This window comes from Candidatus Accumulibacter aalborgensis, assembly GCF_900089955.1.
In the GTDB taxonomy this organism is placed as follows: Bacteria; Pseudomonadota; Gammaproteobacteria; order Burkholderiales; family Rhodocyclaceae; genus Accumulibacter; species Accumulibacter aalborgensis.
The window spans coordinates 20,257-34,358 of record NZ_FLQX01000001.1; the positions used below are offsets into that span (position 1 = coordinate 20,257).

At 62.6% G+C, this 14,102-nt stretch carries 13 protein-coding genes and 1 pseudogene; 7 read left to right on the forward strand and 7 right to left on the reverse strand.

Going from position 1 to position 14,102, the window contains the following annotated elements; all coding sequences use genetic code 11:
• Window positions 1-20: 20 nt before the first annotated feature.
• Entirely contained in the window at window positions 21-533 is a 513-nt protein-coding gene (gene msrB, locus ACCAA_RS00085; protein ID WP_186405217.1) for a peptide-methionine (R)-S-oxide reductase MsrB, read from the reverse strand.
• Between the two features lie 367 nt (window positions 534-900).
• Between msrB and ACCAA_RS00090 the strand changes: the two genes are divergently transcribed.
• Window positions 901-1,368, forward strand: a complete 468-nt coding sequence (locus ACCAA_RS00090) for a transcriptional repressor (RefSeq protein ID WP_186405218.1) — start codon at window positions 901-903, stop codon at window positions 1,366-1,368.
• Window positions 1,369-1,397: 29 nt separating this feature from the next.
• On the opposite strand, the gene ACCAA_RS00095 is transcribed toward ACCAA_RS00090, so the two are convergent.
• The gene (locus ACCAA_RS00095; protein ID WP_186405219.1) at window positions 1,398-2,300 is read right to left on the reverse strand and encodes a metal ABC transporter substrate-binding protein; all 903 of its coding nucleotides are present in this window, start codon (window positions 2,298-2,300) and stop codon (window positions 1,398-1,400) included.
• 174 nt (window positions 2,301-2,474) lie between these two features.
• Between ACCAA_RS00095 and ACCAA_RS00100 the strand changes: the two are divergent.
• Window positions 2,475-2,811: pseudogene (locus ACCAA_RS00100) on the forward strand (integrase core domain-containing protein); the annotation flags it as partial.
• Between the two features lie 717 nt (window positions 2,812-3,528).
• Here ACCAA_RS00100 and ACCAA_RS00105 read toward each other — a convergent pair.
• The gene (locus ACCAA_RS00105; RefSeq protein WP_186405220.1) at window positions 3,529-4,083 is read right to left on the reverse strand and encodes a cache domain-containing protein; all 555 of its coding nucleotides are present in this window, start codon (window positions 4,081-4,083) and stop codon (window positions 3,529-3,531) included.
• Window positions 4,084-4,171: 88 nt separating this feature from the next.
• Entirely contained in the window at window positions 4,172-4,735 is a 564-nt protein-coding gene (locus ACCAA_RS00110) for an acetate uptake transporter (protein WP_186405221.1), read from the reverse strand.
• 581 nt (window positions 4,736-5,316) lie between these two features.
• Between ACCAA_RS00110 and metG the strand changes: the two genes are divergently transcribed.
• Entirely contained in the window at window positions 5,317-7,416 is a 2,100-nt protein-coding gene (metG, locus tag ACCAA_RS00115; protein WP_186405222.1) for a methionine--tRNA ligase, read from the forward strand.
• Window positions 7,417-7,481: 65 nt separating this feature from the next.
• Here metG and rarD read toward each other — a convergent pair whose 3' ends face one another.
• Window positions 7,482-8,414: an EamA family transporter RarD gene (gene rarD, locus ACCAA_RS00120; RefSeq protein WP_186405223.1), complete on the reverse strand. Its 933-nt coding sequence runs from the start codon at window positions 8,412-8,414 to the stop codon at window positions 7,482-7,484.
• 148 nt (window positions 8,415-8,562) lie between these two features.
• Window positions 8,563-9,084 carry a DUF1499 domain-containing protein gene (locus ACCAA_RS00125; RefSeq protein WP_245754352.1) on the reverse strand — a complete coding sequence of 174 codons (522 nt, stop codon included), beginning with the start codon at window positions 9,082-9,084 and terminating at the stop codon, window positions 8,563-8,565.
• A 91-nt stretch (window positions 9,085-9,175) separates the two neighbouring features.
• On the opposite strand from ACCAA_RS00125, the gene ACCAA_RS00130 reads away from it, so the two are divergent.
• From ACCAA_RS00130 to ACCAA_RS22375, 4 genes are all read left to right on the forward strand, one after another.
• Window positions 9,176-9,814, forward strand: coding sequence for a TetR/AcrR family transcriptional regulator (locus ACCAA_RS00130; protein WP_186405224.1), 639 nt, complete (start codon window positions 9,176-9,178; stop codon window positions 9,812-9,814).
• 53 nt (window positions 9,815-9,867) lie between these two features.
• Window positions 9,868-10,998, forward strand: coding sequence for an alkene reductase (locus tag ACCAA_RS00135; RefSeq protein ID WP_186405225.1), 1,131 nt, complete (start codon window positions 9,868-9,870; stop codon window positions 10,996-10,998).
• A 41-nt stretch (window positions 10,999-11,039) separates the two neighbouring features.
• On the forward strand, window positions 11,040-12,194 hold the full coding sequence (locus ACCAA_RS00140; protein ID WP_186405226.1) for an iron-containing alcohol dehydrogenase: 1,155 nt from the start codon (window positions 11,040-11,042) through the stop codon (window positions 12,192-12,194).
• 115 nt (window positions 12,195-12,309) lie between these two features.
• A complete protein-coding gene (locus ACCAA_RS22375; RefSeq protein ID WP_281193147.1) occupies window positions 12,310-12,441 on the forward strand; it encodes a hypothetical protein in 132 nt (43 codons plus the stop codon).
• A gap of 14 nt (window positions 12,442-12,455) precedes the next feature.
• Here the strand turns inward: ACCAA_RS22375 and ACCAA_RS00145 are convergent, their stop codons facing one another.
• Window positions 12,456-13,964 (reverse strand): caspase family protein, encoded by a 1,509-nt coding sequence (locus tag ACCAA_RS00145; RefSeq protein ID WP_186405227.1) that lies wholly within the window; start codon window positions 13,962-13,964, stop codon window positions 12,456-12,458.
• Between the last annotated feature and the right edge of the window lie 138 nt (window positions 13,965-14,102).

Sequence of the window (14,102 nt, forward strand, 5' to 3'; positions counted from 1 at the left end):
TGCCGCCAACAGGCGCGCGCTCACGTGCGCAGTGCCGGCAGTTTTTCGGCGCGGGGTACGAACTGCAGCGCGACGCCGTTGTTGCAGTAACGCTTGCCAGTCGGCTGCGGGCCGTCTTTGAAAACGTGGCCCTGATGCCCGCCGCAGCGTACGCAATGGTACTCGGTGCGCGGATAAATCAGCTTGAAGTCGGTCCTGGTGGCGACCGCTCCCGGCAGGTAGTCCCAGAAGCTTGGCCAGCCGGTACCGCTCTCGTATTTTGTCGAGCTGTCGAAAAGTGGCAGGGAGCACGCTGCGCAGACGAAGGTACCGTCGCGCTTCTCCTGGTTCAGCGGGCTGCTACCGGCACGTTCGGTATCTTCCTCGAAAAGGACGCGATAGGCGGGCTTGGGTAGCAGAGCGGCCCATTCGGACTTCGATTTCTGCAGCGGGGTGCCGGCACTGTCGCTGGCCCAGGCTGCGCCGGGGGTGGCTACCGGCAGGATGAAGGCGGACAACCCGCCTAGCCACTTCAGTGATTGACGACGATCCATAAGGTTCTCCAGAGAATGTGTGGCGTTAACAATGTGCTGACCCTCGCCACATGGGTCAACCTGCGCTGCTGGTCGACAAGGTGGGGCCACCGCGTCGCGCGGGTCATCGACCTGCAAGGACTGTGCGCTCGCCGTCATTCGGCCGACAAGCGCGGCGACAGTTCCCCAATTCAGCGGCCCGTGGGCAGGCCGCTGCTGCAGCCTTTCGACATCCAGAAATCGAAAAGGTCGAAACGCTGCGGATTTGATGCTTGGTCGTCAGCGCGATGGCAAACCTTACGCCTGTCGGCTGCATGCAGCACCTGAAACTCGGGATGATCGGCCACTGAGGTGGCAGGTGCAACCATGTTGCATCTGGAGCTCGGTTGTGCTTAAATTTGCGGCCATGATGACCGCCACCGCTCCCGCTGTAGACACGCCTTCAGAGACGGAAAGCGTGCTGCTGCAGATTCGCAGGAAGGGTGCGCGCGCCACACCGGCGCGCATCCGCGTGCTGCTGCTGCTGCGCGCCGCTCCGGCGGCGTTGACCCATCACGAGATAGAGCAGGCGCTTGGCGACAGGATGCTGGATCGCGTCACGCTCTATCGCGTCCTTGACTGGCTGGTTGTCCGCGGGCTGGCGCACCGGAGTACCGACGCGCAGCGGGCATTCCGCTTCTCGGCCGCAGCCGCGGGTGAGCATGGCGCGCACACGCATTTTCGCTGCGACGATTGCGGGCGGGTTTTCTGCCTCGACTCGGCGCCACCGGCGGCGCCGAGTCTGCCGGCAGGGTTTTCGCTGTCGCGCATCGAGTTCGACTTGCGTGGCCGCTGCGCCGAGTGCGCCAGGGGGTGATCGGCAACGCCATTGGTGGTCGGCCCCGGTCAGCGCTTGGGCGCGAGTGCCGCGGCCAGCGTACGCGCGTTGTGGCGCATCATGTCGAGGTAGGTCGCGGCCGGGCCGTCGGCCGGCGATAGCGCGTCGGAATAGAGTGTGCCGCCGACGCGGGCACTCGTTTCGGTGCGAATGCGTTCGAGCAGCCGCTGATCGGAAATGTTTTCCATGAAAACAGCAGGGATTTTCTCGGTCTGGATCTGGCGGATCAGCTTGCCGACGTCGGCTGCCGAGGCCTCGGAGTCGGTGCTGACGCCGGTCGGCGCGAGAAAACGAATGCCGTAAGCGCGAGCGAAGTAGGCGAAGGCATCGTGCGTGGTTACGACGGTGCGGCGCGCTTCCGGCAGCGCGCCGATGCTGATGCGGATCTCGCGGTCGAGGCGATTGATCTCGCCGTGCAAGCGGGCCACGTTGGCCGCGTAGTCGCCCCTGCCGGCGGGGTCGATCTCGGTCAGCGCAGCGGCGATGTTGTCGACGTAACGACGCGCGTTGGCCAGATCCTGCCAGGCGTGGGGGTCGGACGCTGCGTGCTGGCCAGGGTGTCCGTTCGCCTGCTTGAGTAAATCGATGCCGCGACTGACGACGACGATCTGGCCGCGATAGCCGGCGGCCTTGACCAGGCGGTCGATCCAGCCTTCGAAACCGAGGCCGTTGACCACAACTAGCGCTGCGCGGCCGATCATCTTGGCGTCGGCCGGCGTCGGTTGGTAGACGTGCGCATCGGCGTTGGCGCCGACCAGCGTGTGGACACGGACGCGCTCGCCCCCAACGCGCTGCGTCAGGTCACCGAGGATGCTGAAACTGGCGACGACGGCGATCGGTTCGGCGGCCCGCGCCGAAGCAGGCGCAAGGAGCAGGCAAACAAGCAGCAGCAGAAGTCTTTGGCGGAACATCGACAGGGATTCCCCACGATCAGTTTTGGTAATGCCGGCGCGGTGTCACGCTGGTCAGCAGCAGTCCGGTCGACCGTCATAATGCAACCAAGTTGCGTTTTAAGCAAGGCTGCGGTGTCGTCGAACGGTCCGCGCACGCACCGATCAGCCGGCAGCCCTGACGCATAAGTGTGCCAGCCCTGTATTTTCAAGAACAGCGATCAGGGCTCGCAGTTCACCAGCGACGCGTTCACCGAGGTGCTGCCGCGTGAGGCGTGGTCATCCGCATGGATGGACGAGGGCGAGCGCGTTCGACAACATCTTCGTCGAGCGGCTCTGGCGGAGGGTCAAGCATGAGGACGGCTATCTGAAGGGCTACGCCACGGCAGGCGAACTGATGGTCGGCCTGGCAGAGTACTTCGCCTTCTACAACGGCGAGCGCCCGCACCAGTATTGGGCTACCAGGCCACCCCAAGTGGTGTACCGGAGCGCCGTAGGGGGCGGCGCCGTCCAGATGCTGGTGAAGCCGTAGGTGCAGCTTGAACACGGTGCAAATTGGTCGTGACTCAGGGGGCCACTTTAGGCAAAAAAGACCAACCCGATGAGGGGTTGGTCTTCTTGTTTGGTGGGCCCGCAGGGATTTGAACCCTGGACCAAAGGATTATGCTTACCACTACGGCTTTCGCCGCCTCAGGCGAGTTTGTGGTCTGGACTATACCTTCCCATTACAGGCTGGCCGTCTAGTCTCTACACCTTTCCCCTTGCTGCCGGGGGCTTGGCTCGGTATTGGCATATCCTGACGAAGTTAGCGTCCACCGAATTTGACCAGTTCTACCCGTCACCAGAGAAAAGCTGGCAAGGGGCAACCCTTTGAGGTCAATCTACCGTTCCATGACGGACAAGCTTGACCTCGCTAAGTCCTCTGCTCTAACCAACTGAGCTACAGGCCCAGTACACATTCTACAGGCTTACCGTCTATTGGCGACAGGGCGTTGGAAAGAGTTTCTGACCACAGATGCCGGACGGTGTCTGGACGGTCGGTGCTCCAACGCCCCGCGCGGTCTCAGGGACCAGCGTCGAGCGCATCCCCGGCAACCAGGACGAAACCACGGACGTGCTCAAGACTCCGCCGTTGCTCGTGGCTCTATGAGCGGTGTGGACGCGGCCGAAAGCGCAGGCAGCGCGCTTTCGGTCGATACTACACAGCGATAGTACCCGCCACACAGGGACTGTGCGATCGACTAGCGGATCACAGCGCCGGCAGCTTGGCCGGGTCGGACATCTTTTCCAGCACCTTGCCCAGTTCCGGCACGCTCAGCTTTTCATCATAGATGCCGGCGCCCACCTCAATGCCGGTGGTGAAGGAAATGTCTGCCGCCAGGGCATAGGACAGTTTCCGGGACAGCTTCCCGGCACCGGGCTTCTGCCACATATATTCCACCCAGCCGCCGCGCGGTTCGGTGCCCACCTTGCAGAGTTCCCTGAAGATGAATTTGCCCGAATTGTCCGTGATCTGCATAATCGGCTGGCCGACCAGGTCGGGTCTCAGCGGGTGCGCCAACATCTTGTTCCGACGACAGTCGAAGACGAAGACGTAGCTGTCCTTCCACACCCATTTGCCGTCCTTGTTGTTGAATTCGGCGAAACCGGAAGATCCCTTGTCGTGCAGGAACCTGACTGCGGCACGCACGTTATTGATCGCCTCTTCTGCCGTCGCCGCGTCCGCTTCTGCTGCGGCGACCGCGCGGACAAACCCGCACGCAGCCAAAACCACCAGCCAGCCAATCGCTTTTCCATTCTTCATCACATCGCGCTCCCTCATAACTTTTTCAGACATGTCTGCAACTCTGGCCTCCGCCTAATGCTTGCGCCAGGTGCCGACGAAACGGACCCTAGCTGATCCAGGGCTTGCCGACCGGAAGAATGTCCCGGCCAAAGACGTCAGCATAAATGATGTGCGCCATGATGTACCACGCCATCGCTGCCGTGGCCATCAGTTCATAACCGGCGACAACGGTCAGGTCCGGATAGCCGAAGTGCGCAAGGTCGAGCAGCACGAAGCCGATCAAGAGCAGCGTGAAAGTCAGTGCCAGGGCACCGTGGATGCGCAGCGAGCCGATCCAAAGAACTGCCGTGAACAGCGTCCAGGCAACCAGAAACCAGCCGACATCGGTTTTGCTAGATGTGTAGAGATCGTAATGGTTGCCGATCAGGAGCAGTGCCAGGGAAATCCAGAAACAGCCGTAAGCGGTGAACGCGCAGTAGCCAAAGTTGTTTCCTGTCTTCATTTCCTGCAGTCCGGCGATCATTTGCGCCAAGCCACCAAAGATGAGGCCCAGCCAGATGACCGGACCCATGCCCATCCACCCTACGTTATGAAATTGCAACACCATGGTGGTCAAGCCAAAACCAGCCAGACCGACAACCGCTGGATTACCCAGCTTCTGCTCCGCCATCATTACCCCCTGTGGACAAGTCTAACAAGACTAACGGGTGGGGCAGCAAGACAACCCCAGCCGCGAAAAGAAACGGGGATCTACACCCCGTACGGAGTGCGACCTCACCGATTCCGGATTTAAACCAACATCGCATTATAACAGCGTCTTGCTGATAGTGACAACGTCAGACTTGGTCACTTAGCCAATAGAACACCATCCATCGAAGGTGAATATAATTGTTTTTCAATAGCTTATTAGCCGTCAAAACGGCATCTCCAATTTATCTCGCATTCGTCTGCACGAAGCGCACGAACCATGGACAGGACCGCGCCTTGAACGCAAACCCCTGATCCGACCCCTCCGCCGGATCGGTCAGATGCCGCCCCACGGACACCCGGCCTTCAGATCACTCCGGAGATCGGTGCGCGAACAGATGAGTTCGTTTTCGGGCAGAATCGTCGCCTGCTTGCTTACCGGCAAGTTCTTGCGCATCTTCTTGCCCCCTGAGGGTTGTGCTGGCGCCAATCACCGCCGATAGCGTGCGTCTTGGCGACCCTGCTTTGGTAGAATGGCCCTTTCTCCTGGTTGCGCCAAGTTCAATGACCCGCAAGATTCTCGTCACCTCTGCCCTACCGTATGCCAACGGTGCCATCCACCTCGGTCACCTGGTCGAGTACATTCAGACCGACATCTGGGTGCGTTTCCAGAAGATGCGCGGCCACGAGTGCTGGTACGTCTGCGCCGACGACACACATGGCACGCCGATCATGCTGCGTGCCGAAAAAGAGGGAATCACGCCGGAGGCGTTGATCGAGCGCGTCCATGGCGAGCATGCGCGCGACTTTGCCGGCTTCCACGTCGGCTTCGACAACTACTACACGACCCATTCCGATGAGACGCAGGCCTGCGCCAACGAGATCTACGCTCGCCTGCTGGCCGCAGGTCTGATCGAGACGCGGACCATCGAGCAGTATTATGATCCGCTCAAGGAAATGTTCCTGCCGGATCGCTTCATCAAGGGTGAATGCCCGAAGTGTGGTGCGCCCGACCAGTACGGCGACAACTGCGAAAGCTGTGGCTCGGCTTACACGGCCAACGAACTGAAGAACCCCTATTCGGCTGTATCAGGGGCCACGCCCGTATTTCGGCGATCCGAACACTACTTCTTCAGACTTTCCGATCCACGCTGCCAGACCTTCCTGCGCCGCTGGACTCAGGGCGAGGGCCGCCTGCAGAATGAAGCCGCCAATAAACTCCAGGAGTGGCTGGGCGGTGATGGCGAGAACCATCTGACCGACTGGGACATCTCGCGCGATGCACCGTACTTCGGCTTCGAAATCCCGGACGCGCCGGGCAAATACTTCTATGTCTGGCTCGACGCGCCAATCGGCTACATGGGCGCGTTCAGGAATCTGTGCTCCCGCGAGGGCCTCGATTTCGACGAGTACTGGCAGGTGGGGTCGGCCACCGAACTCTACCACTTCATCGGCAAGGACATTCTCTACTTTCATGCGCTGTTCTGGCCGGCTGAACTCGAACACGCCGGCTACCGCACGCCGACCAAGGTATTTGCCCACGGCTTCCTGACCGTCGATGGCGCCAAGATGTCAAAGTCGCGCGGAACCTTCATCACCGCCGAGAGCTACCTCGCTCAGGGTCTGGACCCGGAGTGGCTGCGGTACTATTATGCTGCCAAGCTGTCGAGTTCGATGGAGGACATCGACCTCAATCTCGATGATTTCATCGCTCGCGTCAATTCCGACATGGTCGGCAAGTTCGTGAACCTCGCCAGTCGGTCGGCGGGTTTCATCGTCAAGCATTTCGCCGGCCAGTTGTGCACCTGCGACGAGTCGTTATCGGCGATCAACGCCATTCGCGACCGCCGCCCCCTGATTGCAGATCATTATGAAGCGCGTGAGTTCAGCAAGGCCATCCGTGAGATCATGGCCCTCATCGATCTTGCCAATCAGTATGTAGATAGCGTAAAGCCATGGGAACTGGCCCGCCAACCGGGTCGAGAAGCCGAGTTGCAGGCGGCTTGCACCAATGCGCTGAACCTGTTTCGCCTGTTCGCCATACTGCTCAAGCCCGTGTTGCCGGCACTCGGCGCCAAGGTGGAGGCGTTCCTCAACGTCGCACCGTTTGTCTGGGAAGACGCCGGCGCGGTCCTTGCCGCCGGGCACGCCATCAAGGTCTACCGGCACATGATGACGCGCGTGGACAAAAAACAGGTCGATGCACTCGTCGCCGCCAACCGCGAGACGCTGGCCGCCGTCCCGCAAGCTGCGCCGCAAGCCAAGCCAGAGGATCAGGTTGCGGCAGTTGCCGTGACGGAGCCAGCCGCCGGTGCCGCAGCCGGGCCGCACATCAGCATCGACGACTTCATGCGCGTTGACCTGCGGATTGCCCGCATCAAGGAGGCCACGCGCGTCGAAGGCGCCGACAAACTCGTTCGACTGGTGGTCGACATCGGACCGCTCGGTACCCGGCAGGTGTTTGCCGGCATCAAGGCCGCCTACGATCCGGTCACGCTGGTCGGCCGACTGACCGTGATGGTCGCCAATCTGGCACCGCGCCGAATGAAGTTTGGCCTGTCCGAGGGCATGGTGCTGGCCGCGTCGGACGCTGATGGCCAGACCCCCGGAATCTTCCTGCTCTCGCCCGACGCAGGGGCGGAGCCCGGTATGCGCGTCAAGTGAGCCGCTGCTGCCAGCCGCCCAAACCGAATCGGCGTCGCCACGGTGGGGCGGACGGTTCCCCACTCTCATGACGGACGTGAGCATACAGGCGCTGGCTCGGGCGTCGATCTCCCGGGATGGCGCCGGTACCTGCTCCAGGCGCTCGCGCTGAAAACCAGCAGCCCCAACCAGATCAGTCCGAAACTGAACAATTGAGCGCTGCGCAGCGGCTCGCCAAAAAGCCAGATCGCCGTGACGAACTGGAGCGTCGGATTGATGTACATCAGCATGCCGACGGTCGCCAGGTCGAGCCGCCGGGCAGCCGCCGCGAAGGCGAGCAGAGGCAGCGCCGTGAGTGCGCCGGCGCCGATCAGCAGACAGGTCGTCGCCAGGTCGCGCCCGGTGAACACCGGATGGCCATTCGCCGCCTGCCACCAAGCGTACAGCGCACACACCGGCAGCATCGCCACGGTTTCCAGCCACAGGCCCGAAAGCGCATCGACCGGCAACTGCTTGCGCACCAGGCCGTAGGTGCCGAAGGTGCCGGCCAGGATCAGCGATATCCACGGCAGACTGCCGATGGCGACGATTTCGTTAGCCATAGCCACCAGCGCCAGGGCAACCGAAAGCCACTCCAGCCGGTTCAGCTTTTCCTTGAGCACGAGCAGGCCGAGCAGGACGTTGACCAGCGGCGTCAGGAAATAGCCAAGACTGGAGGCGACGACCTGCTGGTTGGCCACCGCCCAAAGGAAGACCAGCCAGTTGCTGCCGATCAGCAGGGCCGCGATGGTCAGCATCAGCAACTGCCGCCAGCTCCTGCAAACGGCTGCGACGTTGTGCCACTGCCGGCGTAGCGTCAGCAACAGGCCAACAAAGACGCAGGCCCAGACGGCGCGGTTGCTCAACACGTCCATCGGCGAGATCTGCGCGAGCTGGCGGAAATACAGCGGAAAGAACCCCCAGATGCCATAGGCGAGCAGGCCGAAGGCAACGCCGGCCCGCTGGCGGTTGGCATTCACCCGCTCAGCGTTCCCGAAGAATGAGGTCGAAGGTGGCAATGTGCCCGCATGGCGTGTGCTCCCTTGAAAACGACAGACATTCTAGTTGCAGCGCAACAAGCGGGCAAATGGAGGCGCCACCCTCCACTCGAAACCTGCGGCGCCTTGGTCAGGAAGCCGCTAGCCTCTCGCGCAGCGCTTCGATGCGCTGGCGATTGACCCCGAAATCGCGGCTCCCGACGCGCGACGAGGAACGCACCTGTATCACGTCATTCTCGGCGTCGAACCAGAATTCCGCATCGTCGACGAACTTCATCACTCGCGTGGTGAACTGCACGTAGAGGTAGTCGGCGCGGCTGTCGACGATGGTGGCGCCGGGCAGAGCCTGCAACAGGGCCTTCAGCCTGGCCATCGTCGCCGGCCCATCACCGCGCAGCGCAAGCGGTGCGATATGGGCATCCTCGCCATGGGGATGGGCTAGCCAGAGGAGTGCCTGGCTGCTGACACTGTTGGCGCTTGCCGATGGTCGCTTGAGCATGCCCTCGCGCACGCCCAGGTCACTGGGAGGCGTTCCCTTGAGCAGGCCGAGTTGCCCGGCGACCAATGCCAGCGCGGCGATCGCCGCCACGCCGATGCCCATCCACTTGATGATCTGCACGTCAACTCTCCGCTTGCTGAATCGGGCGTCCATTCTAGCTTGTCCAAATTTCCTGGGTGTGTGGATTGGATGTTCGCGTCCATCGGTCAACACACGCTTGATCTGGACCGATCGGTCCGGTATCATGCGCAGCACCGTTTCCGCAACCCCTACCCACACTCACACCATGGCCCGCTGCCGCGAATTCGATAGTGACGAAGCCCTTGACCAGGCGCTCAACGCCTTCTGGCTGAAGGGCTATGCGGCGACGTCGATGACGGACCTACTGGCTGCGATGGGGCTCAGCAAGAGCAGTTTCTACGACTGCTTTGGCAGCAAGCGTGAGGTGCTGCTCGCGGCTCTGAGCCGTTACAGCGCCCGCGAACTGGCCGAAACGCGTTGCCACTTCAATGCCGCCGGCCCGGTCGCCCCGCTGCTGGCCGCCTGGATCAGCCATGGCATCGACCCGGAAGCGCGCCGCCCCAGCGAGCGTTGCGGCTGCCTGATGGTCAACGTCGCTGTCGAGTTGGCGCCACACGACCCGGAAATCGAGGCGCGTGTACGCCAGCACATCGATTCGCTGGCGGCGCTGCTCGCCGAAGTGCTCATGCGCGCGCAGTGCGAACGATCGATCAGCGCCGCCCGGAACCCCGCGCAGGCCGCCGACGCCTTGTTGAATCTGATCGCCGGCCTGCAGGTGCTGGCCAAGGGCGGCGTCGAAGGCGCGCGGCTGGCAGCCATTGCCGACGCGCATCTCGACTGTCTGCTGGAGCACAGACGGTGATCTTTTTTTTTGCTATTTTCGGACCGGTCGGTCCATAACTTCAGGAGTTCCCCATGTCCGTAGCACAGCACAGCAACGCTGACGTATCCGTCTTGCCCGATCTCTTTCAGCCTTACCAGATGGGTCCGCTGACCCTCGCCAATCGTCTCGTCATGGCGCCGCTGACGCGCAGCCGTGCACTGCCAGGCGACGTACCGGGCCCGCTCGCCGTCACCTACTACGCCCAGCGCGCCAGCGCCGGCCTGATCATCAGCGAGGCATCGCAAGTCTCGCCGCAGGGCAAGGGCTACATCCAGACGCCGGGCATCTACAGCGCCGAGCAGGTCGCCGGCTGGAAACGGGTGACCGACGCAGTCCATGCCAGGGGCGGCAAGATCGTCGTCCAGCTCTGGCACGTCGGGCGCATCTCGCATCCGGACCTGCAGGAAGGCGGTGCCCTGCCGGTCGGCCCGTCGGCAGTGACCCCGAAGGGCTGGGTATTCACCGGCCGCGGCCGGGAAGAGATGGTGACACCGCGCGCGCTCGAACTTGCCGAACTGCCGGGTATCGTCGCCGCCTACCGGCATGCCGCCGAGAACGCTCAGGCCGCCGGTTTCGACGGCGTCGAAATCCACTCGGCCAACGGCTACCTGCTCGACCAGTTCCTGCGCGACAAGACCAATCGGCGGACCGATCCCTATGGCGGCACGATCGAGAACCGCGCCCGCCTGCTGCTCGAAGTGACCGATGCCATTCTGGAAGTGTGGGAGAAGGCGCGCGTCGGCGTCCGCCTCTCGCCGATGAGCACGGTCAACGATATCGACGACAGCAACCCCGAGCCGGTATTCACCCATGTCGTGCAGGAACTGGCGCAGCGTGACATCGGATTCCTGCACCTCATCGAAGGCGTGACCGGCGGACCGCGTCTGCCCGGCAGGCCAACCGACTTTGACCTCGGCAAGCTGCGCCGTCTGTTTCCCAACACCTACATCGCCAACAATGGTTACACGCGCGCCATGGCCATCGAAGCGCGGGCGAGCAATCACGCCGACCTGATCGCCTTTGGCAAGCCCTTCATCTCCAACCCTGATCTCGTCGAACGTCTGCGCCGCAACGCGCCGCTCAACGCCCTCGATGCCGATACGCTGTATGGCGGCGACCAGCATGGCTACACCGACTACCCCTTCCTCGACACCGCCGCCTGAATCACAAGAACCCAAGGCCCCAAGGACACAAGGAACACCCCATGCAGAATTTCACCTTTCAGAATCCGACCCGCATCCTTTTCGGCGAGGGCCGCATTGCCGACATCGCGGCCGAAATTCCGGCCGGCGCGCGCGTCCTGATCACCTACGGTGGCGGGAGTGTCGTGAGGACCGGGACGCTCGACGAAGTCAAGGCCGCGCTGAAGAACTTCACCGTCTTCGAGTTTGCCGGCATCGAGCCCAACCCGACTTACGAAACGCTGATGGAGGCCGTTGCCCTCGCGCGTCGCGAGAAGGTAGACTTCCTGCTCGCCGTCGGCGGCGGCTCGGTGATCGACGGCACCAAATTCATCGCCGCCGCGATTCCTTTTGCCGGCGACCCGTGGGATATGCTCGCCAAGCGCGCTGCGGTGACCCGCGCGATTGCTTTCGGCAGCGTCCTCACGCTGCCGGCGACCGGATCGGAGATGAACAACGGCGCCGTGATCACCCGCCGCGCGAGCAGCGACAAGCTGGCTTTCCTCAACGACCTGCTCTTCCCCCGCTTCTCGGTCCTCGACCCGAGCAAGACCTTCACCCTGCCGCCGCGCCAGGTCGCCAACGGCGTCGTCGACGCTTTCGTACACATCGCCGAGCAATACCTCACCTACCCGGCCGACGCCAAGGTGCAGGACCGCTTTGCCGAAGGCCTGCTGCTGACCCTGATCGAAGAAGGCCCGCGCGCATTGCGCGAGCCGGAGAATTACGCCGTCCGCGCCAACCTGATGTGGACCGCCACGCTGGCTCTGAACGGCCTGATCGGTGCCGGCGTTCCGCAGGATTGGGCGACGCACATGCTCGGTCACGAACTCACCGTTCTGCACGGTCTCGACCATGCGCAGACGCTCGCCGTGGTGCTGCCCGCGATGCTGCAGGTGCAGCGTGCAGAGAAGCGCGACAAGTTGTTGCAGTACGCCGAACGCGTCTGGGGTTTGCGCGAAGGCGACGCCGAAGCGCGCATCGATCAAGCCATCGTGCGCACCCGGCTGTTTTTCGAATCGCTGCAGGTACCGACCAGGCTCTCCGACTACGGGATCGGTGTCGAGGCGATCGCACCGCTGGTGGCGCAACTGAAGCGGCATGGCATGGTGGCCCTGGGCGAGCATCGGAGCGTCGACCTCGCGCGTGCGCAGCAGGTTTACGAACTCGCTGCCTGAGCGGAGCACGGCCGGGCGAACTTCTCATGACCGACGAAAGCTGGGACTTTGCCGAGCGCAAGGTGCTCGGCAAACCGCTGCGGCCGGCCTACTATTTTGGCGTTGCGCTGGCGATGTGGGCCACGGCCTCTCTGGCCGGCGCGATCGCCGGACGCTCGCTGGGCGATCGAGCGTCTATGGTTTCTATTTCGCCTTCTCGGCGATGTTCATCGCCATCCTGGCCGGCTCACTGCCGGTACTGCTCTGATCAGATCCGCTGCCTCAGCGCAGCTTGATCTCGGCAGAAACCATGTTGGATCCCTCGCCCGCACCGCGCCTCATTGTGGCCGCAGAAGACTCCGGCAATGGTTGGCCAGCACTGTAAGTTGCCAGCCATTTTCCGTATAGCTTGACGAGGGTCCTGCTAGAATGCTGCCAGGTATAGGCGACATCTGCTTCAATTCTCGCTTTACCTTCACCCGCCGCAAGCACTTTCCAACTCACGGTGCCCGCAGACGCATAATCTACATCCACACGTTTAATTCCGGCCTCGCCGGTGCTGCCCACCTTGGGTGGAATCGTCCACATGGCGCCCGATACCAGCTGCAGCACGGCTTCTCCAACCATGACTTGCAGCACTTTACCGTCCTTCCCGATCACATCGCCCGAGGAGTACACGGTCTTCTCGGCATTCGACTCCTGCACGGTCACGTCCAGATTCTTCTTGATTCCGGTCATGATATCGGTCAGCACGAGGGTGCCTATCCTCCCCTCGGGGGGAAGAAGTGGCGGAGTCGGGTCCGCTGCGGCAAGGGGCTCTGCCGGGCTGACTTTCGCCACGGCAGGTGCGGCTTCCGGCGGCTTCCTGGCTGCCACCGGAAGTGCTTCCGGCATCGGCGCCACGGGTAATTTGGCCGCGTTCGGGACCACCGGCGTCAACTCGTCCAGCCTCCCTCTGGCCACCGCCGCAAAAGTCCCGTCGGGGAACCGAGTGAGATACGCTTGTAGCTCAGTACTGCGCTGGCTGTTCTTGACACTCTCCCACAGTGCCAACTCCAGCGCCACGTTGTCGGGTACGCCGGGACGCGCAGTGGCTGGCGCTGGTGTTACTGAGGGCGCTACCGCCGGAGCCGGCACCTTGAAGTAGAACTGGCCCTCGAGCGCGGTGTTTTCCCAGGGAGTCTGCTGATTGTTGCTTTCCTTGCGCACCGCGGCACGCACCTGCTTGAACACCTCTTCAACGGGTAGCCCCGACTGACGAATGACCCTGGCGAGATGCTCGGTGTACAGGCCGTTGTTGCGCGTGCCATCGGACGCCACCGATCCGGGGGCCGTGGAGTAAGCGACCAGCGACCCGCTGGGTGCGTTCATCGTCGCCAGGCCCGATGAGGCGGAGCGCGACTTGACGGCAAAGGGATTGTTGCGGCACGCGTCGAGGATGATCAGATTCATCCGATTGCCCGCGCCCTGCATCTTTTCCAGGATCACGTTGGCGTTGATCGAGTCATCCGGCACTTCGTCTTCGTTGCGGATATCGGAATCGGTGGACACCAGGAAATTGCCACCGCGAACCTGCACGCCATGGCCCGCGAAGTAAAACAGGCCGACGCCACCCGACGCGCGCAGTTTGTCGCCAAAATCGCGGACCAATCGACGCATCTCGCGAATCGAGGCATTTTCGGCTTTGACGACGGTAAATCCTGCCTCTTTCAGCGCACCTTCCATCAGGCGCACGTCGTTCACCGGATTGAGCAGGGGCGATGACTTGTACGCTGAATTGCCGATCAGCAAGGCCAGGCGTTGCTCGGTGCTGGCGTACGCGCCCTGTGCCAGGAGGCTGAGGACGGTACCCAGTAGCAGCAAGCAGCGACGGATCGACATGGGGTTCACGGGTGACAACGCACAATCGGGCTATGGACGGGAAGTATA

Bases quoted from the DNA above. Each gene is read 5' to 3' on its own strand.
- ACCAA_RS00135 (WP_186405225.1), top strand. From the start codon at position 9,868: ATGTCCGTAGCACAGCACAGCAACGCTGACGTATCCGTCTTGCCCGAT.
- ACCAA_RS00110 (WP_186405221.1), bottom strand. From the start codon at position 4,735: ATGGCGGAGCAGAAGCTGGGTAATCCAGCGGTTGTCGGTCTGGCTGGT.
- ACCAA_RS00095 (WP_186405219.1), bottom strand. From the start codon at position 2,300: ATGTTCCGCCAAAGACTTCTGCTGCTGCTTGTTTGCCTGCTCCTTGCG.
- ACCAA_RS00130 (WP_186405224.1), top strand. From the start codon at position 9,176: ATGCGCAGCACCGTTTCCGCAACCCCTACCCACACTCACACCATGGCC.
- ACCAA_RS00140 (WP_186405226.1), top strand. From the start codon at position 11,040: ATGCAGAATTTCACCTTTCAGAATCCGACCCGCATCCTTTTCGGCGAG.
- ACCAA_RS00125 (WP_245754352.1), bottom strand. From the start codon at position 9,084: ATGGACGCCCGATTCAGCAAGCGGAGAGTTGACGTGCAGATCATCAAG.
- ACCAA_RS00105 (WP_186405220.1), bottom strand. From the start codon at position 4,083: ATGAAGAATGGAAAAGCGATTGGCTGGCTGGTGGTTTTGGCTGCGTGC.
- metG (WP_186405222.1), top strand. From the start codon at position 5,317: ATGACCCGCAAGATTCTCGTCACCTCTGCCCTACCGTATGCCAACGGT.
- msrB (WP_186405217.1), bottom strand. From the start codon at position 533: ATGGATCGTCGTCAATCACTGAAGTGGCTAGGCGGGTTGTCCGCCTTC.